General features: G+C 71.6%; 22 protein-coding genes. 10 read left to right on the top strand and 12 right to left on the bottom strand.

From position 1 onward, the window contains the following. Window positions 1–175: 175 nt before the first annotated feature. The 8 genes from ACZ51I_RS30745 to ACZ51I_RS30710 form a co-directional block, all read right to left on the bottom strand. The gene (locus tag ACZ51I_RS30745) at window positions 176–1,516 is read right to left on the bottom strand and encodes a sulfate adenylyltransferase subunit 1 (protein WP_468882417.1); all 1,341 of its coding nucleotides are present in this window, start codon (window positions 1,514–1,516) and stop codon (window positions 176–178) included. Beyond that, window positions 1,516–2,451: a sulfate adenylyltransferase subunit CysD gene (cysD, locus tag ACZ51I_RS30740; protein WP_468882414.1), complete on the bottom strand. Its 936-nt coding sequence runs from the start codon at window positions 2,449–2,451 to the stop codon at window positions 1,516–1,518. Before cysD ends, ACZ51I_RS30745 begins: the two co-directional genes overlap by 1 nt. Window positions 2,452–2,539: 88 nt before the next feature. Next, complete coding sequence (gene cysC / locus ACZ51I_RS30735) at window positions 2,540–3,121, bottom strand: adenylyl-sulfate kinase (protein WP_468882412.1); 582 nt, start codon at window positions 3,119–3,121, stop codon at window positions 2,540–2,542. Continuing rightward, entirely contained in the window at window positions 3,103–3,810 is a 708-nt protein-coding gene (locus tag ACZ51I_RS30730) for a phosphoadenylyl-sulfate reductase (RefSeq protein WP_468882409.1), read from the bottom strand. Before ACZ51I_RS30730 ends, cysC begins: the two co-directional genes overlap by 19 nt. Then, window positions 3,807–3,986: a hypothetical protein gene (locus tag ACZ51I_RS30725; RefSeq protein ID WP_468882407.1), complete on the bottom strand. Its 180-nt coding sequence runs from the start codon at window positions 3,984–3,986 to the stop codon at window positions 3,807–3,809. Before ACZ51I_RS30725 ends, ACZ51I_RS30730 begins: the two co-directional genes overlap by 4 nt. Beyond that, window positions 3,983–5,680: a nitrite/sulfite reductase gene (locus ACZ51I_RS30720; protein ID WP_468882405.1), complete on the bottom strand. Its 1,698-nt coding sequence runs from the start codon at window positions 5,678–5,680 to the stop codon at window positions 3,983–3,985. Before ACZ51I_RS30720 ends, ACZ51I_RS30725 begins: the two co-directional genes overlap by 4 nt. Window positions 5,681–5,816: 136 nt before the next feature. Next, window positions 5,817–5,900 carry a putative leader peptide gene (locus ACZ51I_RS30715; RefSeq protein WP_342669711.1) on the bottom strand — a complete coding sequence of 28 codons (84 nt, stop codon included), beginning with the start codon at window positions 5,898–5,900 and terminating at the stop codon, window positions 5,817–5,819. A gap of 139 nt (window positions 5,901–6,039) precedes the next feature. Beyond that, a complete protein-coding gene (locus ACZ51I_RS30710; RefSeq protein WP_468882402.1) occupies window positions 6,040–6,609 on the bottom strand; it encodes a GNAT family N-acetyltransferase in 570 nt (189 codons plus the stop codon). A gap of 280 nt (window positions 6,610–6,889) precedes the next feature. Between ACZ51I_RS30710 and ACZ51I_RS30705 the strand changes: the two genes are divergently transcribed. Then, entirely contained in the window at window positions 6,890–7,570 is a 681-nt protein-coding gene (locus ACZ51I_RS30705) for a response regulator transcription factor (RefSeq protein ID WP_468882400.1), read from the top strand. Window positions 7,571–7,636: 66 nt separating this feature from the next. Here the strand turns inward: ACZ51I_RS30705 and ACZ51I_RS30700 are convergent, their stop codons facing one another. Genes ACZ51I_RS30700 through ACZ51I_RS30690 form a run of 3 tightly spaced genes read right to left on the bottom strand, consistent with a single transcriptional unit; the run spans window position 7,637 to window position 10,912 of the window. Further along, the gene (locus tag ACZ51I_RS30700) at window positions 7,637–8,257 is read right to left on the bottom strand and encodes a DsbA family oxidoreductase (RefSeq protein WP_468882398.1); all 621 of its coding nucleotides are present in this window, start codon (window positions 8,255–8,257) and stop codon (window positions 7,637–7,639) included. A 13-nt stretch (window positions 8,258–8,270) separates the two neighbouring features. Further along, a complete protein-coding gene (locus ACZ51I_RS30695) occupies window positions 8,271–9,848 on the bottom strand; it encodes an MFS transporter (protein ID WP_468882395.1) in 1,578 nt (525 codons plus the stop codon). Further along, window positions 9,845–10,912 (bottom strand): zinc-binding dehydrogenase, encoded by a 1,068-nt coding sequence (locus ACZ51I_RS30690; RefSeq protein WP_468882393.1) that lies wholly within the window; start codon window positions 10,910–10,912, stop codon window positions 9,845–9,847. Before ACZ51I_RS30690 ends, ACZ51I_RS30695 begins: the two co-directional genes overlap by 4 nt. A gap of 82 nt (window positions 10,913–10,994) precedes the next feature. Here ACZ51I_RS30690 and ACZ51I_RS30685 point away from each other — a divergent pair, with 82 nt between their 5' ends. Continuing rightward, the gene (locus ACZ51I_RS30685; protein WP_468882390.1) at window positions 10,995–11,636 is read left to right on the top strand and encodes a TetR/AcrR family transcriptional regulator; all 642 of its coding nucleotides are present in this window, start codon (window positions 10,995–10,997) and stop codon (window positions 11,634–11,636) included. A 45-nt stretch (window positions 11,637–11,681) separates the two neighbouring features. On the opposite strand, the gene ACZ51I_RS30680 is transcribed toward ACZ51I_RS30685, so the two are convergent. Further along, the gene (locus tag ACZ51I_RS30680; protein WP_468882387.1) at window positions 11,682–12,626 is read right to left on the bottom strand and encodes a hypothetical protein; all 945 of its coding nucleotides are present in this window, start codon (window positions 12,624–12,626) and stop codon (window positions 11,682–11,684) included. A 424-nt stretch (window positions 12,627–13,050) separates the two neighbouring features. Here ACZ51I_RS30680 and ACZ51I_RS30675 point away from each other — a divergent pair, with 424 nt between their 5' ends. From ACZ51I_RS30675 to ACZ51I_RS30640, 8 genes are all read left to right on the top strand, one after another. Then, complete coding sequence (locus ACZ51I_RS30675) at window positions 13,051–13,326, top strand: acyl carrier protein (protein WP_468882384.1); 276 nt, start codon at window positions 13,051–13,053, stop codon at window positions 13,324–13,326. Between the two features lie 50 nt (window positions 13,327–13,376). Then, entirely contained in the window at window positions 13,377–14,093 is a 717-nt protein-coding gene (locus ACZ51I_RS30670) for a 4'-phosphopantetheinyl transferase family protein (RefSeq protein WP_468882382.1), read from the top strand. Window positions 14,094–14,159: 66 nt separating this feature from the next. Beyond that, a complete protein-coding gene (locus tag ACZ51I_RS30665; RefSeq protein ID WP_468882513.1) occupies window positions 14,160–15,734 on the top strand; it encodes an acyl-CoA carboxylase subunit beta in 1,575 nt (524 codons plus the stop codon). A 40-nt stretch (window positions 15,735–15,774) separates the two neighbouring features. Continuing rightward, window positions 15,775–16,740, top strand: a complete 966-nt coding sequence (locus ACZ51I_RS30660; RefSeq protein ID WP_468882380.1) for an aromatase/cyclase — start codon at window positions 15,775–15,777, stop codon at window positions 16,738–16,740. A gap of 126 nt (window positions 16,741–16,866) precedes the next feature. Then, window positions 16,867–17,997: a DegT/DnrJ/EryC1/StrS family aminotransferase gene (locus tag ACZ51I_RS30655; protein ID WP_468882378.1), complete on the top strand. Its 1,131-nt coding sequence runs from the start codon at window positions 16,867–16,869 to the stop codon at window positions 17,995–17,997. Further along, the gene (locus ACZ51I_RS30650) at window positions 17,994–19,058 is read left to right on the top strand and encodes a glucose-1-phosphate thymidylyltransferase (RefSeq protein ID WP_468882375.1); all 1,065 of its coding nucleotides are present in this window, start codon (window positions 17,994–17,996) and stop codon (window positions 19,056–19,058) included. The genes ACZ51I_RS30655 and ACZ51I_RS30650 overlap by 4 nt, the downstream gene beginning before the upstream one ends. Continuing rightward, window positions 19,055–20,056, top strand: a complete 1,002-nt coding sequence (gene rfbB, locus ACZ51I_RS30645; RefSeq protein WP_468882373.1) for a dTDP-glucose 4,6-dehydratase — start codon at window positions 19,055–19,057, stop codon at window positions 20,054–20,056. Before ACZ51I_RS30650 ends, rfbB begins: the two co-directional genes overlap by 4 nt. Beyond that, complete coding sequence (locus ACZ51I_RS30640; RefSeq protein ID WP_468882371.1) at window positions 20,053–21,477, top strand: NDP-hexose 2,3-dehydratase family protein; 1,425 nt, start codon at window positions 20,053–20,055, stop codon at window positions 21,475–21,477. The genes rfbB and ACZ51I_RS30640 overlap by 4 nt, the downstream gene beginning before the upstream one ends. Window positions 21,478–21,492 lie beyond the last annotated feature (15 nt).

Genomic DNA, 21,492 nt, shown 5'->3' with positions numbered 1-21,492 from the left:
GAAGTCTGCGTCTATGTCGTTCGGGGTGGAGCGGGTGGAGCCGGCTCGCACCGCTCACGCGGTGCGTCGAGGTCAGCACGCACATCGCGCGACACCTCCCCGGCCCGCGCCGAGGGCGCCGGAGCCCACCCGGCCGCCCTCCTTCGCGAAGGTGGCGTAGAAGTCCTGGCTCATGTCAGAAGTCCCACCCTTCTTCCTCGTCCACCGCGATGACGGCCTTGGTCGTGGCGAAGGACTCGCCCGCCATGCCGGCCGCGAGAGTGGTGCCGTCCGCGGGGTCGATCAGCAGGAACGAACCCGTACGGCGGGAGTCCGCGTACGCGTCGAGCGCGAGCGGCTCCGCGGTGCGGACCACGACCCGGCCGATGTCGTTGGCGACCAGCTGCCCGGGGTTCGGGTGCTGGGAGAGGTCGTCCAGGGTCAGCCGCGAGGGGATGTCCTTGACGATCGCCTTGACCGTGCGCGTGGTGTGCTTGAGCAGGACCCGCTGGCCGACGGCGAGCGGCTGGTCCGCCACGTGGCAGACCGTCGCCTCGATGTCCTGGCTGGTGGCCGGGGCGTCGCCGCTCGGCGCGAGCAGGTCGCCGCGCGAGATGTCGATGTCGTCGGCGAGCCGGATCGTCACCGACTGCGGGGCCCAGGCGATGTCCACGGACTCGCCGAGCGCGTCGATCCCGGTGATCGTCGACGTCTTGCCGGAGGGCAGGACGGTGATCTCCTCGCCGACCCGGAAGGCACCGGCCGCGATCTGACCGGCGTAGCCCCGGTAGTCGGGGTGCTCGGCAGTCTGCGGGCGGATCACGTACTGCACCGGGAAACGCGCGTGGCAGGCCGTCAGGTCGTGGCTGACCGGGACGGTCTCCAGGTGCTCCAGGACCGTCGGGCCGCCGTACCAGTCCATGTTCGCGGACGGCTCCACGACGTTGTCGCCGGCCAGCGCCGAGATCGGGATCGCGGTGATCTCCGGGACGCCGAGCTCGGAGGCGTACGTCGTGAACTCCTCGGCGATCGCGGCGAAGACGGGCTCCTGGTAGTCGACCAGGTCCATCTTGTTCACGGCGAGGACCACGTGCGGGACGCGGAGCAGCGCGGCGACGGCCGCGTGCCGGCGGGTCTGCTCGACCACGCCGTTGCGGGCGTCGACGAGGACCACGGCCAGCTCGGCGGTGGAGGCGCCGGTCACCATGTTCCGGGTGTACTGCACGTGCCCGGGGGTGTCGGCGAGGATGAAGCGGCGGCGCGGGGTCGCGAAGTAGCGGTAGGCCACGTCGATCGTGATGCCCTGCTCGCGCTCGGCCCGCAGGCCGTCGGTGAGGAGCGCCAGGTCGGGCGCCTCCTGGCCGCGCTTGAGGGACGCGGCCTCGACGGCCTCCAACTGGTCGGTGAGGACCGACTTCGAGTCGTGCAGGAGCCGGCCCACCAGGGTGGACTTGCCGTCGTCGACGGACCCGGCGGTGGCGAAACGCAGCAGGGTGGTGGCCGAGACGTCGGCGAACTGCTCGGTGGACGTGCTCATTAGAAGTACCCTTCGCGCTTGCGGTCTTCCATCGCGGCCTCGGACATCTTGTCGTCGGCGCGCGTCGCGCCCCGCTCGGTGAGGCGGGAGGCGGCGATCTCGGCGATGACGGCGTCGAGCGTGGTGGCGTCGGAGTCGACGGCACCCGTGCAGGACATGTCACCGACGGTGCGGTAGCGGATCAGCCGCGTCTCCACCGTCTCGGTGTCCTTCGGGCCGCCCCACTCGCCGGCCGTCAGCCACATGCCGTTGCGGGCGAAGACCTCGCGCTCGTGGGCGAAGTAGATCTCCGGCAGCTCGATTCCCTCGCGGGCGATGTACTGCCAGACGTCCAGCTCGGTCCAGTTGGAGAGCGGGAAGACCCGGACGTGCTCGCCGGGGGCGTGCCGGCCGTTGTAGAGCTGCCACAGCTCGGGGCGCTGCCGGCGCGGGTCCCACTGCGAGAACTCGTCGCGCAGCGAGAACACCCGCTCCTTGGCGCGGGCCTTCTCCTCGTCGCGGCGGCCGCCGCCGAAGACGGCGTCGAAGCGGTGCTGCTGGATCGCCTCGGTCAGCGGGACGGTCTGCAGCGGGTTGCGGGTGCCGTCCGGGCGCTCGCGGAGCTTGCCGGCGTCGATGTACTCCTGCACGGAGGCGACGTGCAGCCGCAGACCGTGCTGGGCGACGACGCGGTCGCGGTACTCGATGACCTCGGGGAAGTTGTGCCCGGTGTCGACGTGGAGCAGCGTGAAGGGGACCGGCGCGGGGGCGAAGGCCTTCAGCGCCAGGTGCAGCATGACGATGGAGTCCTTGCCGCCGGAGAAGAGGATCACCGGCCGCTCGAACTCGCCCGCCACCTCACGGAAGATGTGGACGGCCTCGGACTCCAGGGAGTCGAGGTGGGACAGCGCGAACGGAGTGTCCGTCGTGTCGTGAGCATGGGCGACGGTGGTCACTGTGCCTCCTTGTTCGCTTCTCCGCCCGCGCGGCGCAGAGGCGTGGCATTCGTGGTCGTCTGCGGCCCGGCGGCCGCGCGCGCGTCGCTCACAGCAGACCCCTCTCGGTGAGCAGCGCGTGGAGCTGCGCAGCGGACTCCTGCACGGTCTGGTTCTGGGACTCGATCCGGAGATCGGGGTTCTCGGGCGCCTCGTACGGGTCGTCGACGCCGGTGAGGCCGCTGATCTCGCCGGCGGCCTGCTTGGCGTACAGGCCCTTCACGTCACGGACGGAGCAGACCTCGACCGGGGTGGCCACGTGGACCTCCAGGAAGGCGGTGCCCTCGGCCTGGTGGCGCTTGCGGACCGCCTCGCGACTGTCGTTGTACGGGGCGATGACCGGGACCAGGACCTTCACGCCGTGCGAGGCGAGCAGCTCGGCGACGAAGCCGATCCGCTGCACGTTGGTGTGCCGGTCCTCGCGGGTGAAGCCGAGACCCGCGGAGAGGAACTCGCGGATCTCGTCGCCGTCGAGGATCTCGACGGCGTGCCCCTCGTCGCGGAGGCGGCCGGCCAGCTCGTACGCGATGGTGGTCTTTCCGGCGCTCGGCAGGCCGGTGAGCCAGATGGTGGCACCGGTCACGTGGTTCTCCTGAAGTCTCTGAGTGTCCGTCATCCGTGCAGCCCGCATTCGGTCTTGGCGCGACCGGCCCAGCGTCCGGCGCGGGCGTCCTCGCCCTCCAGGACGCGGCGGGTGCACGGGGCGCAGCCGACGGAGGCGTACCCGTCCGTGAGGAGCGGGTTGGTGAGGACGCCGTGCTCCGTGACGTACGCGTCGACGTCGTCCTGCGTCCAGCGGGCGATGGGCGAGACCTTGACCTTCCGCCGCTTCTCGTCCCAGCCGACGACCGGGGTGTTCGCCCGGGTCGGGGACTCGTCGCGGCGCAGGCCGGTGGCCCACGCGCCGTACGCGGTGAGGCCCTCTTCCAGCGGCTTGACCTTGCGGAGCGCGCAGCACAGGTCGGGGTCGCGGTCGTGGAGCCTCGGACCGTGCTCGGCGTCCTGCTCGGCCACCGTCTGACGCGGGGTCAGGGTGATGACGTTGACGTCCATGACGGCGTCGACGGCGTCCCGGGTGCCGATGGTCTCCTCGAAGTGGTAGCCCGTGTCGAGGAAGACGACGTCCACCCCCGGCTTGACGCGCGAGGCGAGGTGGGCGACGACCGCGTCCTCCATGGAGGAGGTGACGCAGAAGCGGTCACCGAAGGTGTCCACGGCCCAGCGGAGGATCTCCAGCGCGGAGGCGTCCTCCAGATCACGGCCGGCCTGCTCGGCGAGTGCCTTGAGGTCGGCCGCGGTCGCGTCCTGAGTGATCGTCATATCGCTTCCCTCCCAGTGGTGTTGCCCGAAGTCGCCGGGGCGAGGAGCCCCAGGAACTTCAACTGGAAGGCTCGACTGCACGTGGCGCATTCCCAGGCGCCGTGACCCTGCTCGTTCGGACGCAGGTCCTCGTCGCCGCAGTAGGGGCAGTGGAACGGCGCCGCTCGCTCGCTCATGAGAGGGCCTCCTCCGACGCGCGGGCCGCCCAGGTCGCGAAGCGCTCGCCGGTCTCGCGCTCCGCCTGGAAGCGCTTGAGGACCCGCTCGACGTAGTCCGGGAGCTCGGCGGCCGTGACCTTGAGGCCGCGGACCTTCCGGCCGAAGCCGGCCTCCAGGCCGAGCGCGCCGCCCAGGTGGACCTGGTAGCCCTCGACGCGGTTGCCCTCGTCGTCCAGGACCAGCTGACCCTTGAGGCCGATGTCCGCCACCTGGATACGGGCGCAGGCGTTCGGGCAGCCGTTGATGTTGATCGTCAGCGGCTCGTCGAACTCCGGGATGCGGCGCTCCAGTTCGTCGATGAGCGAGGACCCGCGGCCCTTCGTCTCGACGATGGCGAGCTTGCAGAACTCGATGCCGGTGCAGGCCATCGTGCCCCGCCGGAACGGCGAGGGGGTGACCCGCAGGTCCAGCGCCTCCAGCGCGGAGACGATCGACTCGACCTGCGCCTCCTCGATGTCGAGGACGAGCATCTTCTGCTCGGCGGTGGTCCGGACGCGGCCGGAGCCGTGCGCCTCGGCGATGCCCGCGATCTTCGTCAGGGTGGCGCCGTCGACACGGCCGACGCGCGGCGCGAAGCCGACGTAGAAGCGGCCGTCCTTCTGCTTGTGCACGCCGACGTGGTCACGCCAGCGGCCCGCGGGCTGCTCGGGCGCGGGGCCGTCCGTCAGCTTCCGCTTCAGGTACTCGTCCTCCAGGACCTGGCGGAACTTCTCCGGGCCCCAGTCGGCGACGAGGAACTTCAGACGGGCGCGGTTGCGCAGTCGGCGGTAGCCGTAGTCGCGGAAGATCGAGATGACGCCCTCGTAGACGTCGGGGACCTCGTCGAGGGAGACCCAGGTGCCGAGGCGGACGCCGAGCTTGGGGTTGGTGGACAGACCGCCGCCGACCCACACGTCGAAGCCGGGGCCGTGCTCCGGGTGCTCGACGCCGACGAAGGCGATGTCGTTGATCTCGTGCGCCACGTCGAGCAGGGGCGAGCCGGAGACCGCGGACTTGAACTTGCGGGGCAGGTTGGAGAAGTCCTTGTTGCCGACGATCCGCCGCTGGATCTCGTCGATGGCGGGGGTGCCGTCGATGATCTCGTCGGCGGCGATGCCGGCCACGGGGGAGCCGAGGATGACTCGCGGGGTGTCGCCGCAGGCCTCGGTGGTCGACAGGCCGACCGCCTCCAGGCGGTTCCAGATCTCGGGGACGTCCTCGATGCGGATCCAGTGGTACTGGACGTTCTGCCGGTCCGTGATGTCGGCGGTGCCGCGGGCGAACTCCTCGGAGATCTCGCCGATGACCCGGAGCTGCTCGGTGGTCAGCCGGCCGCCGTCGATGCGGACCCGGAGCATGAAGTACTCGTCGTCCAGCTCCTCCGGCTCCAGGACACCCGTCTTGGTGCCGTCCAGACCCTGCTTGCGCTGGGTGTAGAGGCCCCACCAGCGCATGCGTCCGCGCAGGTCGTTGGGGTCGATGGAGTCGAAGCCGCGCTTCGAGTAGACCGTCTCAATACGTGTCCGTACGTTGAGACCGTCGTCGTCCTTCTTGAACTGCTCATTGCCGTTCAGGGGGGTGAAGTGCCCCACGGCCCACTGTCCCTCGCCACGGTGGCGCCCGACCTTGCGGCGGGCGGCGGCGGGAGTGGGGTTTTCCGGGGTGGCGGCCATGGCGTCTTGTCCTTCGGGACTGCGAGAGGGCGGCTCTGACCTGCACACTCGCGCTCAGGTCAGAGGGTGGCGCGTCAGTGCGCAGCAGGGTGGGGCAGAGTCGGGGGGTGCGGAGATCGCGGCGGTGCTGGTGCTCTCAGCGCGCCGGACAGACGGCGCTGGACATGCGGCCGAGGTCGACGTGCCGCCGACTCACCAAGGCAATTCCAGTTCCAGACATGACGGAAGCGTGTCACGGGACTTTGGACCCAGTCCAGCATCGTCCAGGATTTGGACATAGATGTCTCGATAGGTGAGACGTTGTGCTGTAGGTCACGCGCGAGGGCCAGTTGGGGCCCCCGCGCGCGACCGCCGCGGCCTCAGGCGTGGGCGCCGGGCCAGGGGCCGGGAGTCTCCGACTCCTTGACCTCCTCCACCGTGGTGTCGAACAGCCGGAAACCGCGCCGCTCGTAGTTGGCCACCGCGTGCGGGCCGTCGAGCGAGCAGGTGTGCAGCCAGACGCGCCGGGTGGGCTCACGGTCCGGCCAGCGCTCCGCCAGGTCCCAGGCGCGCGCCACTCCCTCGGACAGGAGGTGGCCGCCGATCCCGCGGCCGCGGAAGGCGGGGATCAGGCCGAAGTAGACGATCTCGACGACACCGCCGGGCTGCGGGTCGAGCTCCACGTATCCGGCCGGCGTCCCCCGGTCGTACGCCACCCAGATCTCGGCCCCCGGCTTCTCGACGATCTCCTGCCACTGCTTGTACGTGAGCGACAGGCGGTCGTTCCAGTGGATGTCGCCACCGACCGCCGTATAGAGGAAGCGGCTGTACTCCGGCGACGGGACCGCGGCCCGCGCGATCGTGATGTCGTCGCCCTCCGGGGCGCGGGAGGGGCGGAGGTCGGACGGAGAGGTCTGCTCTAGGGACCAGGTGGTGAGAGTGATGCGCATGGGGCCATCGCATCACGAGTGCCCACGGGTGGGCGATCGGGGTCGGCGGCCCGCGGCCGCCGGGGTGGCGGGTCAATTACGTGGGCCGTTCGAGAATGGCCAGAACCGATCGATATAGCGTGACGGAAATGGATGCTCAAGTTATTGTGGAAACGAGGCAAATGCCACTCAGGGGGGCGTTTTCTCGGCCTGGTTCCCTTAGGCCTCCTGGAGGCCTATCGTGGAGTTTGTTAAAGTTCTGACCGAATGTTGGGGCGGCAGTAACCCGGAGGGGGATCGAATGCGCGTCCTTGTGGTCGGGGACGAACGAGATCAGGCAGAGTCGCTGATAGACGGCCTCAGACGGCACGGTCACGACACCCTCGTGGTCGGCTCGGGGGCCGAGGCTCTGAACGTATTCGAGAATGCCGACCTCGTACTGCTCGACCTCGGGCTGCCCGATATCGACGGAATCGAAGTTTGCCGTCGCATGCGGGCGGCAGGCGACACACCGATCATATCCTTCGCCGGCGAGTCCGCCGAGCTCGACCGGATTCTCGGACTGCAGGCGGGCTCCGACGACTGTCTTGAGCGGCCCTATTCTTTTCGGGAGCTGATGGCCCGAATCGACGCCGTCATGCGGCGGGTCGGCGCCCGGATCGGCGGTCAGCGCAGAGCCACCCTCTCCCGGGGCGGCCTCCGCCTCGACAGCGAGTCCCGCGAGGTCGAGCTCGACGGCCGGCCCATCCCGCTGACCCGCAAGGAGTTCGACCTGCTCCACTACCTCGCGAGCCGGCCGGGTGTCGTCGTGTCCCGGCAGCGGCTGATGATCGACGTCTGGGGCCATCCGCCCGACGTGGGGCTGAGCGCCCAGGCGAGCCGGACCATCGACACCCATGTGAGCTCCATGCGGAGCAAGCTGCGCGAGAGCGGTTGGATCCTGACCGTCCGAGGAGTGGGATTCCGGTTCCGCCAGGAGTGACCAGGAGTGAGGGGACCGAGCCGCCCCGGCGAGGACACGAGCCCTCGCCGGGACCGGGCGCCGGGGTCAGCCACGGGACCCGGGGGTCAGCAGCCGGGCCAGGACGTCCGGGCTCTGCACGGCCGAGGCGGGCGCCCCGCCGTCGACCACCAGGGTCGGCACGCCCCTGATGCCCTGTTCCACGGCGCGCCGTTCGTCGGCGCGGACGTGTTCCGTGTACTCCGTGCCCTCCACCACCCGGCGGACCGCGGACGGATCGAGCCCCGCCTCGACCCCCAGCTTCTCCAGGACCTCGGGGGCGGCGATGTCGAGCCCCTCCGTGTGATAGCCGTACAGCAGACGCTCGAGCACCTCGTCGGCCCGCCCGTGCGCGGCGCCCAGGTGGACGAGCCGGTGCGCGTCGAAGGAGTTGACCGGCCGGGCCTTGTGGAGGTCGAGCCGCAGTCCTTCGGCCTCCCCGAGCGACTGGATCTGCCGCACCCGGGCGGCGGCCCGCTCGGGCCCGCTCTGGTACTGGGCGATCACCTCGGCCGCCGTCGCGCCCGCCGTCGGGCTGCCGTCCGGGTCCAGCTCCATGCTGCGCCAGACGACCTCCACGTCCTCGCGTTCGGCGAGCGCGGTCGCCAGCCTCCTCTTCCCGATGTAGCACCAGGGGCACAGGATGTCGAAGTACACCTCGACCCTCATGGACGGGCTCCTTTCAGTCGGCGACCGGCGCGGGGGCGGCGGCCTGGTCGTGGGGCGACGGATGGTCCTCCGGGTCCCGCTCCCCGCGGCGGCGCAGCGTGAGCGTGAGGCCCGAGAGGGCGAGCAGCAGGGGGATCAGGATCAGCGCGTGCACGTGGAGGCTGTGGGTGAACGCGGCCCGGGCGGTGTCCGCCAGCGCGGAGCCGAGATCCCCGGGGAGCCCGCGGGCGGCCTCCAGGGCCGCGGGCAGGGTCTCGCCGGCGGGCCCGGCGAGGTCCGCGGGCAGGCCCGGCGGCAGGTGGCCGGCCATGTAACCGCCGTAGACGGCGGTGGCCACACTGCCGAGCGTGGCGATGCCCAGCGCGCCGCCGAGCTCCGCGCCCGTCTCGGAGATGGCCGAGGCGGCGCCGGCCCGCTCGGGTGGTGCCGCGCCCACGACCAGACCGGTGCCCAGGGCCATGAACGGGGTGAGACCCGCGAAGAGGAGCAGCGAACCGGCCACCAGGAAGCCGGGGCCACCGTCGACCTGGGTGAGCATGACCGGCCCGAGGACGGCGAGGGCCGCTCCCGCGCTCATCAGCACGGCCGGCTGGAAACGGGCCGCCAGACCGGAGACCCACAGCGCGACGACGGTGCCTCCCACGGCGGTAGGCAGCTGCCACAGACCGGCCTCCAGGGGCTCGAATCCCAGCACCAGTTGCAGGTACTGCGAGGTGAGGAGGCTCGTACCGAAGAGGAGCATGCCGACGACGATCATGCCTCCGGCCGAGACCGCGAAGGCGGGGATACGGAAGAGGGAGAGGTCGAGCAGGGGCTCGGCGAGCCGCCGTTGGCGCCGTACGAAGGCCCAGCCGACGAGCAGGCCGAGGACGATGAAGCCCAGCGAGGCGAGCCCGGGGCCGTCCGCGGCGACGCCCTTGATCCCGTACACGATCGCCAGCGGGGCCAGCAGGGACATCGTGACGCTGACGAGATCCAGCCGCCCGGTCCCGGACGAGCGGAACTCCGGCACCAGGAACGGCGCGGTGAGGAGCAGCACCAGCATGGTCGGCACGGCGACGAGGAAGACCGAACCCCACCAGAAGTACTGGAGGAGCACCCCGCCCACGAGCGGGCCGAGCGCCCCGCCGCCCATGAAGCTCATCATCCAGATGGTGATGGCGAGGGTGCGCTGCGCCGGGTCCCGGAAGAGGTTGCGGATCACGGAGAGCGAGGAGGGCGCGAGGGAGGCGGCCGCGACGCCCTGGACGGCGCGCGCGGCGACGAGCATCCCCGCGCTGTTCGCATACGCCGCGAAGACCGAGGCGGCGGTGAAGGCGACGGCCCCGATCAGCAGGATCCTGCGGTGGCCGATACGGTCCCCGAGCGTGCCCATGGTGATGAGGGCGCCGGCGACCATGAAGCCGTAGATGTCGGTGATCCACAGCAGCTGGGGGCCGCTGGGGTCCAGGTCCCGGCTGAGCGTCGGGAGCGCCAGGTAGAGCACCGACATGTTCATCATGACCAGGACGGCCGGGACGCCCAGGACCGCGAGCGCGGTCCACTCGCGGGCGCCCGCCCGCTCGGGAGGTGTGCGGGCCCCGGTGCTCATCGGTCGCCGTTCGTCGCGGCGTCCGGGACGGCGGTCGTGGTGCCGTCCGAGGTGTCGTCCGCCGCGCCACTCGTGGCGCCTTCCGTGGCGACCTGCCGGTCGCCGACGGCGAGCAGGGTCTTGCCCACGGTGGCCCGCGCCTCGATGGCGGCGTGCGCCGCCGCCGCCGCGGTGAGCGGGAAGACCTGGCCGACGACCGGCCGGAGGACGCCCTCCGCCGCGAGCCGCAGCGCCTGTCCGATGAGGGGGTGGGTCTCGGCGGGACCCGGGGCGGCGAAGAGGCCGAGGGTGCGGATGCCCCGGGCGACGAGGTCGTCCTCGTCGAGTGTGGCGTCCGCGCCGCTGGCCATGCCGTACAGGCTGATGCGCCCTCCGGCGCGCAGGGCTCCCGCCGCCGCGGTGCCGATCGCCCCGCCGACCCCGTCGAAGACGACGTCGAGTTCACCGCCGCCGGCCGCGTCCCGGACCTGGCGGAGCCAGGAGTCCCGCGAGTAGTCGACGTAGGACGCGCCGAGGGAGACGACCAGCTCGGCCTTCCGGTCGCCGCGCGCGGCACCGACCACGCGGGCGCCCGCGTGCACCGCCAACTGGACCAGGAGACTGCCGACACCGCCGGCCGCGGCCTCCACGAGGACCTTCTCGCCCGGCTTGACCTCCGCCTGACGGAAGAGCAGGAGGGCGGTGCGGCCGTCGGCGAGCAGGGCGACCGCGTCCTTGAGGGCGAGGCCGGGAGGGACCGGTACGACCTCGTCGGCCCGCGCCAGGGCGCGCTCGGCGTACCCGCCCTCGCCGCCGGTGGTGGTGACCACGACCGTGCCGAGCAGCGCGGAATCCGCTCCCTCGCCGACGGCGACGACCCGGCCGCCGACGCCGTTGCCCGGCACGCGGGGGAGCGCGGGGCGGCCGAAGGGGCCGTTGCCGGAGCGCACCTGGGTCTCGACGAAGGTGACGCTCGCGTACGTGACGTCGATCAGCACCTGCCCGGGGCCCGGCACCGGATCCTCGACCTGTCGAGCCCGCAGGACCTCCGGTCCTCCGAACTCCTCCATCACCACGGACAGCACGGCGCCCCTCCAAACGGATAGCTTCGCTTCGTTTGGAATGTATAACGGAGTGATTCGCTTCGCAAGCGGCTAGAGTGGACCCATGGCCCGACGAGCTCCCCGATACGCCGAAGCGGAACGCAACGACCGCGCCCTCCTCGAAGCCGCCAAGAAGGTCCTCGCGGTGGACGGCGCCCATACCTCCGTGGCGACGATCGCGGCCCGCGCGGGAGTCGGCATCGCCAGCCTCTACCGGCGGTACCGCACCAAGGAGGAGCTGTTCCAGCACCTGTGCGCGCTGTCGCTCGGGCAGTGGATCCAGGCGGTGGAGGAGGGGCTCGCGCACGACGACCCCTGGGAGGGGCTCGTCCACTACATCACCGCCGCCATCGAGTTCAGCGGCGGTGCGCTCGGCCCGCTGGCCGGCACGATCCCCGTCACCGACGAGATGGCCGAGAAGTTCACCAGGTCCGACGAGCTGACGCGGGCCCTGATCGCGCGCGCCCACGAGGCGGGCGTGCTGCGGGCCGACGTCACGGCCGTGGACGTGTCCCTCCTCATCGAGCAGCTCGGGAAGTCGTCCCTGGTCGAGCAGTTCGAGGTGCAGGGCAGGACCGACCTCGTCGACGCGGCCGCCAACGCCCGCCGCCGCATCATCGCCATCGCGGTCGACGGCCTGCGCGCCGGGCACGGCCCGCTCCCGGGCCGGCCGCCCGGCCCCGACCTCCTCGCCGAACGCTGGTAGGAGGGGGCACCGGGCGGCGGGCGCGCGTCTTCCGGGGCCGGGAGGTTACGCGACGGTCCGGGGGTGGCGCTCGCTCAACGCCCTTACGACGTCGGCCTCGTGGTAGTACGTACGGCCGTCCCGGCTCCGGCGCCGCCACGCCCCCGTGCTGGCGAGCCGGTACACGCTGCCGGCCGGCGTGCCCCACAGCCGGGTGATGTCCGAGGCGCTGAGCCACACGGTTCCCGTCGTGGCGGCGGCCGCCTCCGGCCGGGGCGCCGACGGCGCCGCGCCGCCGGGGGCCGCGTGCCGTGCCGTACCGGCCCTCGCCGTCAACCGCTGCCTGAGCAGCATCAGTTCCTGGCCCGCCCAGTGGTGCGCCGGATCGTTCCGGCACCGGACGACGGGTGCGGCGCCGGCGCCGGCATCGTCGACGGTCGGCCGGATCAGCGACTGGAGCCTCCCCGCGCAGCCCGGCTCGGGGCAGACACCGACCGTCACCAGACGGCGGTCGTCGTCCGGGGAAGCCACGCGCGCCGCCCGGCGGGTCACCTCGTTCAGCTCGCGGGAGGCGTCACCGGCGGCGCTGTGCGCGGTCAGCCATCCCGCGTGGCGTATCAGAAACGCCGTCAGGGCCTCCACCGTGCGGTCGGGGCGGGGCAGCCTCCGGGCCTCGGCGATCAGGCCCGCCCAGGAGCCGAGGACCGCCAGGGTCTCCTGGCGCACGTCCGACGCGGCCGTGTTGAAGGGCAGTCCGGGCAACCCGCCGCCCGAGGTGCGCTCGCGCGGACCGCTCACGGTCCGGCTGCCGTCGAGCAGCTGCCCGCAGGCCCGGTAGAGCGCGGGCAGTCGGCGGAGGTCCGTGAGGAGTTCGCCCCGGCAGTCCGGACAGAGGAAGGCCCCGGTGGCGGCTCTCCGCCCGCTTTCCGTCCCCGTCTCGTGCCGGCGTCGGCAGCCGGCGCCCGCGCAGGGGTGGTGCGACCGGACGGTTCGAGTCTCACGGGAATTCAAGGCGTGTTTCCCCTTTGTAAATCCTGGTCACCTGCTGGATCGCAGCGTTCCGGGCAGCGTAAAAGTCCTCGGTGAGCGGGGTCAAGGGTGACCTGATTTACTGTCGCGGCGCTTCCCGGTATTGATGGGATCCTGACGACTTTACGATTGCTTGACATGATCTTGTCGGTATCTTAAAAGATCTCCATTGACGGGGAGGCGGTCCGGCGAAGAAGCTGTTGGTTACGTTCCCCAGGCATGTGCCCAGCCCCCGGCCGCAACGCGGTCCGATGCGGGCGGTAGGGGCGCTCGCATCTTCTGCTCCGAAGAACTTCGCAGGTGAACCCCGCATGTCCGGTGCGTGTCGGGCGAGAGACCGACCGGCCGGCGTCGACCGGGGCCGTCCCCCGCCGGGGAACCCATTCGACCCCGTGAAAGGATGATTATGTCTTCCGGAATCAGGACCTTCGAGCTCGACGACCTGAAGCGAATTCTCAAGGAAGGGGTCGGCGCCGACGAAAGCGTCGACCTGGAGGGTGACATCCTCGACGTGGATTTCGAATCCCTCGGATATGAATCCCTGGCCATGCTGGAGACCGGTACGCGGATTGAGCGCGAGTTCGGTGTCGTGCTCACGGACGAGACGCTCACGGAGACCTCCACACCGCGCCTGCTGATCGAGGCCGTGAACGCCCAGCTGCGTTCCGTCCCGACCGTCTGACCGCCCGTGGCCCCCACGCGGCGCACCCCCACCGCGCCGGACGGTGGCACATGAGACGGGTCCGGCTCGACGTCTGGCTGGTGCGGGTCGACGAGCCGGGCCCGGACACCGCGGCCCTCGCCCTGGAGGAGCTGGACGGCCGGGAGCGGGAGCGGGCGGAACGATTCGTCGGACCGGGCGACCGGCTCCGGTACCTCGCCGCCCACATCGCGCTCCGCCGGGTCCTGGCGCTGCACACCGGGACGGCCCCGGGGGACCTGCGGTTCACCCGGGCCACCTGCCCCGTGTGCGGCGGTCCGCACGGCCGTCCCGAACTGGCCGTCGACGCCCCGCCCGTCCGCTTCTCCCTCTCCCACAGCCACGGTCTGGTGCTCGTCGCCGTCGCCGCCGCCCCGGTGGGAGCCGACATCCAGCGCTCGCCGGGCGGCGGCACCGTCGACGCGTGCCTCCCGGCGCTCCACCCGGCCGAGCGGGCCGAGGTGGAGCGCCGGCCCGAGAGCGCCCGGCCGGCCGAGTTCGGCCGGCTCTGGACCCGGAAGGAGGCCTATCTCAAGGGAATCGGCACCGGCCTGGCGCACGGCACGTCCTCCGAGTATCTGGGAACCGACACCCGGGGACGGCCGCCGGGCTGGACGGTCCTCGACCTCGATCTCCCCGAGGACCGCGCGTACGCGGCGGCCGTGGCCGTACGCGCCGAGGAGGTGGGGCCGCCGGAGGTGCGGGAGCGGGGCGCCTCCTTCCTCCGAGCCGCCGTCCCCGCCGTGTGAACCGAGCAGTCGCCCCCAGAAGTGGAGTGTGCCGTGCCCACCACCGAGAGCCGCCGGCCGGAGCACGTGAACGGCCCGGACGACAAGCCCGCCGACGCCCGTGGCCGTGTGGCCGAGCTGCGTGTCCTGCGCGAGCGGGCGCTGCGTGGCCCGAGTGACCGTGCGACCGAGGCGCAGCACGCGAAGGGCAAGCTGACGGCGCGTGAGCGGATCGAGCTGCTGCTGGACCCCGGTTCCTTCAGCGAGGTCGAGCAGCTGCGCCGGCACCGTGCGCAGGGCTTCGGCCTGGAGGCGAAGAAGCCGTACACCGACGGTGTGATCACCGGCTGGGGCACGGTGGAGGGCCGGACGGTCTTCGTGTACGCGCACGACTTCCGGATCTTCGGCGGCGCGCTGGGCGAGGCCCACGCCACGAAGATCCACAAGATCATGGACATGGCCATCGCGGCCGGTGCGCCGCTGGTGTCGCTGAACGACGGGGCGGGCGCCCGTATCCAGGAGGGCGTCTCCGCGCTCGCCGGCTACGGCGGGATCTTCCAGCGCAACACCAGGGCCTCGGGGGTCATCCCGCAGATCTCGGTGATGCTCGGCCCGTGCGCCGGCGGCGCCGCCTACAGCCCGGCGCTCACGGACTTCGTGTTCATGGTCCGTGAGACCTCGCAGATGTTCATCACCGGCCCGGACGTCGTCAAGGCGGTCACGGGTGAGGAGATCACCCAGAACGGTCTGGGCGGCGCCGACGTCCACGCCGAGACCTCGGGCGTCGCGCACTTCGCGTACGACGACGAGGAGACCTGCATCGCCGAGGTCCGCTACCTCCTGTCGATGCTCCCGCAGAACAACCGCGAGAACCCGCCCGCCGTGGTGCCGGAAGACTCCCCGGACCGCGCCACCCCCGCGCTCCTCGACCTGGTTCCCGCCGACGCCGTCCGCTCGTACGACGTCCGGGCCGTGATCGAGGAACTCGTCGACGACGGGGAGCACATGGAGGTGCACGGCGGCTGGGCCGCCAACCTGGTGTGCACCCTCGCCCGACTGGACGGCCGGGTCGTCGGCATCGTCGCCAGCCAGCCCTCCGTGATGGCGGGCGTGCTGGACATCGACGCCTCCGAGAAGGGGGCCAGGTTCGTGCAGATGTGCGACGCCTTCAGCATCCCGATCGTCACGCTCGTCGACGTGCCCGGCTTCCTCCCCGGCGTGGGGCAGGAGCACCACGGCGTCATCAGAAGGGGCGCCAAACTGCTCTACGCGTACTGCAACGCGACCGTGCCCCGGATCTCCGTGATCCTGCGCAAGGCCTACGGCGGCGCCTACATCGTCATGGACTCCCAGTCCATCGGCGCCGACCTCACCTACGCGTGGCCCACCAACGAGATCGCGGTCATGGGCGCCGAGGGCGCCGCCAACGTCATCTTCCGCAAGCAGATCGCGAGCGCTCCGGACCCCGAGGCGGAACGCCTGCAGAAGATCAAGGAGTACCGGACGGAACTGATGCACCCCTACTACGCCGTCGAGCGCGGCCTCGTCGACGACGTCATCGACCCCGCCGACACCCGCCGCGTGCTCGTACGCGCCCTGGACATGCTCCGCGCCAAGCACGCCGATCTCCCCTCGCGCAAACACGGAAACCCGCCGCAGTGACGGCGGAGCAGCCGGGTGCGCCGACTCCGAGGAACCGACCATGACCCAGCACACCACGCGGGAGACCGCACACGAGATCACCGTCCACGCGCCCGCCGAGCGGCTCTACGAACTGATCGCCGACGTCGGCGGCTGGCCGGCGATCTTCCCGCCCTCGGTCCACGCCGACCACCTGGAGCGGGGCGCCGATGAGGAGCGCATCCGGCTCTGGGCCACCGTCGACGGACAGGTCAAGCACTGGACGTCCCGGCGCACCCTGGACCGGGACGGACTCCGCGTCGACTTCCGGCAGGAGGTGCCGAGTCCGCCGATGGCCGCGATGGGCGGCGCCTGGATCATCGAGCCCACCGGGCCGGGGGAGTGCCGCGTACGGCTGCTGCACGACTTCCGGGCCGCCGGTGACGACCCCGGGACCCTCGACTGGATCGACCGCGCCGTGGACGCCAACAGCCGGGCGGAACTCGCCGCGCTCAAGAGGCACGCGGAACGCGTCAGCGGTGAAGGCGGTGAGGGCGGTGAGGGCGGCACCTTTCTCACCTTCGAGGACACCGTGCGGCTCGAAGGCCACGTCAAGGACGTCTACGACTTCATCGACCAGGCCCAGCACTGGGCCGACCGCCTGCCCCACGTCACGGCCGTGCACCTGCGGGACGCCGCCCCCGGCGTCCAGATCCTGGCCATGGACACGCTCACCAAGGACGGCAGCCCGCACACCACCGAGTCGGTGCGCGTCTGCTTCCCGTACCAGCGGATCGTCTACAAGCAGACCACCCTGCCCCCGCTGATGTCCCTGCACACCGGGGAATGGAGCTTCGCGGAGGACGGCGACGGTGCCACCGTCGTCACCTCGCGGCACACCGCCGTGGTCGAGCCCACCGCGGTCACCCGGGTCCTCGGCGAGAACGCCGACCTGCCGGCGGCGCGCCGCTACCTCCGCGAAGCGCTCGGCGCGAACAGCCTGGCCACGCTGGAACACGCCGGAGCGTACGCCGCGGCCCGCCGCTGACCGCACCGAGCCCCGCCCACGCCCGCAGCCCGACCGCACCGGAGCACAGCCCCCGACCGCAGGCGACCACCGCCGTCCGCACCGGCGGCCCGCCCCCTCCGCATCCGCACTCGCAGAAGGAACACCATGACCACCTACGTCTGGGACTACCTCCCGGAGTACGAGAACGAACGCGACGACCTCATCGACGCCGTGGACACCGTCTTCCGCTCCGGCCGTCTGATCCTCGGCCCCTCCGTCCAGGGCTTCGAGAGCGAGTTCGCCGCCTACCACGGCCTCGCCCACTGCGCCGGCGTGGACAACGGCACCAACGCCGTGAAGCTCGGCCTCCAGGCCCTCGGCGTCGGGCCCGGCGACGAGGTGATCACCGTCTCCAACACCGCCGCGCCCACCGTCGTCGCCATCGACGGCACCGGAGCCACCCCCGTGTTCGTGGACATCCGCGAACAGGACTTCCTGATGGACACCGACCAGGTGGCGGCGGCCATCACCCCCCGGACCAAGGTCCTGCTGCCCGTCCACCTCTACGGCCAGTGCGTGGACATGGCCCCGCTGGAGCGCCTCGCCGCACAGCACGGCCTGAAGATCCTCGAGGACTGCGCCCAGTCGCACGGCGCCCGCCACCACGGCCGGACCGCCGGCACCATCGGTGACGCCGCCGCGTTCTCCTTCTACCCGACCAAGGTCCTCGGCGCGTACGGCGACGCCGGCGCGGTCGCCACCGACGACCCCGAGGTCGACGCCGCCCTCCGGCGCCTGCGCTACTACGGCATGGCGGAGACGTACTACGTCGTCCAGACCCCCGGCCACAACTCCCGCCTCGACGAGGTGCAGGCCGAGATCCTCCGGCGCAAGCTCCGCCGCCTCGACACCTACATCGAGGGGCGCCGCGCGGTCGCCCGCCGCTACGAGGAGGGCCTCGGGGACCTCGCCGGACCGGGCGGGCTCCAGCTGCCCGCCACGGCCGAGGGCAACGACCACGTCTACTACGTGTACGTCGTCCGCCACCCGCGCCGCGACGAGATCATCGAGCGACTCAAGGGCTACGGCATCTCGCTGAACATCAGCTACCCGTGGCCGGTGCACACGATGAGCGGCTTCGCGCACCTCGGATACGCCCGGGGCTCGCTGCCCGTGACCGAGCGGCTGGCCGGCGAGATCTTCTCCCTCCCGATGTACCCCTCGCTCTCCGAGGACGTCCAGGACAAGGTGATCTCCGCCCTGCGGGAGGTCCTCACCGAGGGGAACCGGTCATGAAGGCCCTGGTGCTGTCCGGCGGAGCGGGCACCCGTCTGCGCCCCTTCAGCTACTCGATGCCCAAGCAGCTCATCCCCATCGCGAACAAGCCCGTCCTCGAACACGTCCTGGAGAACATCCGCGCGGTGGGCGTCACCGAGGTCGGCGTCATCGTCGGCGACTGGGCCGACGAGATCGCCCAGGTGATCGGCGACGGCTCCCGCCTGGGGCTGCGCATCACGCTGATCCCCCAGGAGAAGCCGCTCGGCCTCGCGCACTGCGTCGCCCTCGCCCGGCCCTTCCTCGGCGACGACGACTTCGTGATGTACCTCGGGGACAACATGGTCCCGGGCGGCATCGCCTCCATCGCCGCCGACTTCACCGCCACCCGGCCCGACGCCCTCGTCGTCGTCCACAAGGTGCGTGACCCACGCGCCTTCGGCGTGGCCGAACTCGCCCCCGACGGAAGGGTGCTGAGGCTCGTGGAGAAACCCGAACAGCCCAGGAGCGACCTGGCCCTCATCGGCGTGTACTTCTTCACCGCCGCCATCCACGAAGCCGTCGCCGCCATCGAACCCGGTCCCCGCGGCGAGCTGGAGATCACCGACGCCGTCCAGTGGCTCGTCACCCACGGCTCGCACGTCGCGGCCAGCGAGTACGACGGATACTGGAAGGACACCGGCCGGGTCGAGGAAGTCCTCGCCTGCAACCGGCAGTTGCTCGGCGAACAAGACGCCCGGGTGGACGGCGAGGTCGACGCGGACAGCAGGGTCACCGGCCGCGTCGTACTCGAGGCGGGAGCCCGTCTGGTGCGTTCCACGATCACCGGCCCGGCCGTCATCGGCGCCGGCACCGTGATCGAGGACAGCACGGTCGGACCCCACACCTCCATCGGCCGGGACTGCCGGCTGCGCGCCGCGACCCTGACCGACTCCATCGTCATGGACGGCGCCTCCATCACCGCCGTGACCGGCCTGCGCGGCTCGCTCATCGGACGCAACGCCGTCGTCGGCGCCGGCGCCGAGGGCGACGGCCACCGGCTCGTGATCGGCGACCACACCCGTATCGAGGTGGCCGCATGAGGGTGCTCGTCACCGGCGGCGCCGGCTTCATCGGCTCGCACTACGTCCGCACCATGCTCGCGGGCGGCTACCCCGGCTACGAGGACGCGCGGATCACCGTCGTCGACAAACTCAGCTACGCGGGCAACCGGGACAACCTCCCGGCCGACCACCCCCGGCTGGACTTCGTCCACGGCGACGTCTGCGACCTCCCCCTCCTCCTCGACGTGTTCCCGGGCCACGACAGCCTGGTCCACTTCGCCGCCGAGTCGCACGTCGACCGCTCCGTGGAGTCCGCGGCCGAGTTCGTCCGCACGAACGTCGGCGGCACCCAGACCGTGCTCGACGCCTGCGTCGAGACCGGCATCGAGCGGGTCGTGCACGTCTCCACCGACGAGGTGTACGGATCGATCGAGACGGGCTCCTGGACGGAGAGCCGGCCCCTGCTGCCCAACTCCCCGTACGCGGCCTCGAAGGCGGGAGCCGACCTGGTGGCCCGCTCCTACTGGCGCACCCACCGCCTCGACCTCTCCATCACCCGCTGCTCGAACAACTACGGCTCCCACCAGCACCCCGAGAAGCTCGTCCCGCTGTTCGTCACCAACCTCCTCGAAGGCATCCCCCTGCCGCTGTACGGAGACGGCCGCAACGTCCGCGAATGGCTGCACGTCCAGGACCACTGCCGGGCCGTCCAGCTCGTCCTCGCCCACGGCGGAGCCGGCGAGATCTACAACATCGGCGGCGGCAACGAGATCACCAACCTCGACCTCACCCGCCGGCTCGTCGAGCTGTGCGGCGCCGACGAGTCCATGATCCAGCCCGTCGCCGACCGCAAGGGCCACGACCTCCGCTACGCCCTGGACGACGGCAAGATCCGGGAACAGCTCGGCTACGAGCCCCTCGTCCCCTTCGACCGGGGCCTGGCGGACACCGTCGACTGGTACCGCGAGAACCCCCAGTGGTGGAAGCCGGTGAAACACCGGGAGCGGCCGGCCCCCCGTCCGGAGACGGACCGGTGACCCGTCCGCCGGCCACCACCACCCGGACGGCGCCCGCGACGGCGGTCCTGCGCCGCCGCGCGGAGACCGGACTGCCCCAGCGCCTGGCCCGCTCGGCCGCCGCCCCCGAAGGAGCCGGCCCGCGCACGGACGAGGTCGCCGGATGGCTGGCCGAACGCCTGCGGGCCCACCGCTTCCGGGTCGACCGCATCCCCTTCGCCGACCTCGACGGCTGGTCGTTCGCCCCGGACACCGGCAACCTCGTCCACCGCAGCGGCCGGTTCTTCTCGGTCGAGGGCGTCGGCGTCACCGTCGACCGGGGCCCCTTCCCGCGGTGGCAGCAGCCGATCATCCACCAGCCCGAGGTCGGCATCCTCGGCATCCTGGCCAAGGAGATCGACGGAGTCCTGCACTTCCTGATGCAGGCGAAGATGGAGCCGGGCAACCGGAACGTGCTCCAGCTGTCCCCGACGGTCCAGGCCACCCGCAGCAACTACACCAAGGTCCACCGGGGCGCGGACGTCCGCTACCTGGAGTACTTCCACGGACCGCGCCGAGGACGGGTGCTCGCCGACGTCCTCCAGTCCGAGCACGGCTCCTGGTTCCTGCGCAAGGCCAACCGGAACGTGCTCGTCGAGACCGACGACGAGGTCGAGCCGCACGAGGACTTCCGCTGGCTGACCCTGGGCCAGATCGGCCGTCTGCTCCGTCACGACAACCTCGTCAACATGGACTCACGGACCGTCCTCGCGGGCCTGCCGACGCACTCCGCCGGAGACCACCTCGCCCGCGCGCTCCACACCGACCGCGAACTGCTCTCCTGGGTCACCGCCCAGCGCGCCCGCCACGAGGTCCACGTGGAACGGCTCCCGCTCGCCCAGGTGAGGGGCTGGCACCGTACCCCCACCGCCGTCGAACGCCCGGACGGGCGCTACTTCCGGGTGGTGGCGGTGGCCGTCGAGGCCGGAAGCCGGGAGACCGCCGACTGGACGCAGCCGCTCATCGAACCCACCGGGCGGGGCGTGACCGCGTTCCTCACCCGCCGCATCGGAGGCGTCCGCCACCTCCTGGTCCACGCGCGCGTGGAGGCCGGCCTGCTCGACGTCCTGGAGCTGGCCCCGACCGTGCAGTACGCACCGGACAACTACGCCCACCTCGACCCCGCGGACCGGCCCCCCTTCCTGGAGGAGGTCCTCGCGGCCGGCCCCGGGCGCGTCCACTACGAGGCGGTCCACTCCGAGGAGGGCGGCCGGTTCCTCAACGCCGAGAGCCGCTACCTCATCGTGGAGGCCGACCCCGACGCCCCGCTGGACCCGCCGGAGGGTTATCTGTGGGTCACCCCGGGCCAGCTGGGAGCCCTCGCCCAGCACGCGCGCTATGTGAACGTGCAGGCCCGCACACTGCTCGCCTGCCTCAACTCCGGCGCGGTCGCGTCCTTCTGACGCCCCCTCGCAACG

This window comes from Streptomyces sp. NPDC034084, from assembly GCF_055575535.1.
The sequence above is the reverse complement of the archived record's forward strand: the minus strand, read 5'-3'. Positions and strand labels throughout refer to the sequence as shown.

What these genes read in the sequence shown, in the direction of transcription:
- ACZ51I_RS30745 (WP_468882417.1), bottom strand. Translation starts at nt 1,516, where the DNA reads ATGAGCACGTCCACCGAGCAGTTCGCCGACGTCTCGGCCACCACCCTG.
- cysC (WP_468882412.1), bottom strand. Translation starts at nt 3,121, where the DNA reads ATGCGGGCTGCACGGATGACGGACACTCAGAGACTTCAGGAGAACCAC.
- ACZ51I_RS30730 (WP_468882409.1), bottom strand. Translation starts at nt 3,810, where the DNA reads ATGACGATCACTCAGGACGCGACCGCGGCCGACCTCAAGGCACTCGCC.
- ACZ51I_RS30725 (WP_468882407.1), bottom strand. Translation starts at nt 3,986, where the DNA reads ATGAGCGAGCGAGCGGCGCCGTTCCACTGCCCCTACTGCGGCGACGAG.
- ACZ51I_RS30720 (WP_468882405.1), bottom strand. Translation starts at nt 5,680, where the DNA reads ATGGCCGCCACCCCGGAAAACCCCACTCCCGCCGCCGCCCGCCGCAAG.
- ACZ51I_RS30715 (WP_342669711.1), bottom strand. Translation starts at nt 5,900, where the DNA reads ATGTCTGGAACTGGAATTGCCTTGGTGAGTCGGCGGCACGTCGACCTC.
- ACZ51I_RS30710 (WP_468882402.1), bottom strand. Translation starts at nt 6,609, where the DNA reads ATGCGCATCACTCTCACCACCTGGTCCCTAGAGCAGACCTCTCCGTCC.
- ACZ51I_RS30705 (WP_468882400.1), top strand. Translation starts at nt 6,890, where the DNA reads ATGCGCGTCCTTGTGGTCGGGGACGAACGAGATCAGGCAGAGTCGCTG.
- ACZ51I_RS30700 (WP_468882398.1), bottom strand. Translation starts at nt 8,257, where the DNA reads ATGAGGGTCGAGGTGTACTTCGACATCCTGTGCCCCTGGTGCTACATC.
- ACZ51I_RS30695 (WP_468882395.1), bottom strand. Translation starts at nt 9,848, where the DNA reads ATGAGCACCGGGGCCCGCACACCTCCCGAGCGGGCGGGCGCCCGCGAG.
- ACZ51I_RS30685 (WP_468882390.1), top strand. Translation starts at nt 10,995, where the DNA reads ATGGCCCGACGAGCTCCCCGATACGCCGAAGCGGAACGCAACGACCGC.
- ACZ51I_RS30675 (WP_468882384.1), top strand. Translation starts at nt 13,051, where the DNA reads ATGTCTTCCGGAATCAGGACCTTCGAGCTCGACGACCTGAAGCGAATT.
- ACZ51I_RS30670 (WP_468882382.1), top strand. Translation starts at nt 13,377, where the DNA reads ATGAGACGGGTCCGGCTCGACGTCTGGCTGGTGCGGGTCGACGAGCCG.
- ACZ51I_RS30660 (WP_468882380.1), top strand. Translation starts at nt 15,775, where the DNA reads ATGACCCAGCACACCACGCGGGAGACCGCACACGAGATCACCGTCCAC.
- ACZ51I_RS30655 (WP_468882378.1), top strand. Translation starts at nt 16,867, where the DNA reads ATGACCACCTACGTCTGGGACTACCTCCCGGAGTACGAGAACGAACGC.
- ACZ51I_RS30650 (WP_468882375.1), top strand. Translation starts at nt 17,994, where the DNA reads ATGAAGGCCCTGGTGCTGTCCGGCGGAGCGGGCACCCGTCTGCGCCCC.
- rfbB (WP_468882373.1), top strand. Translation starts at nt 19,055, where the DNA reads ATGAGGGTGCTCGTCACCGGCGGCGCCGGCTTCATCGGCTCGCACTAC.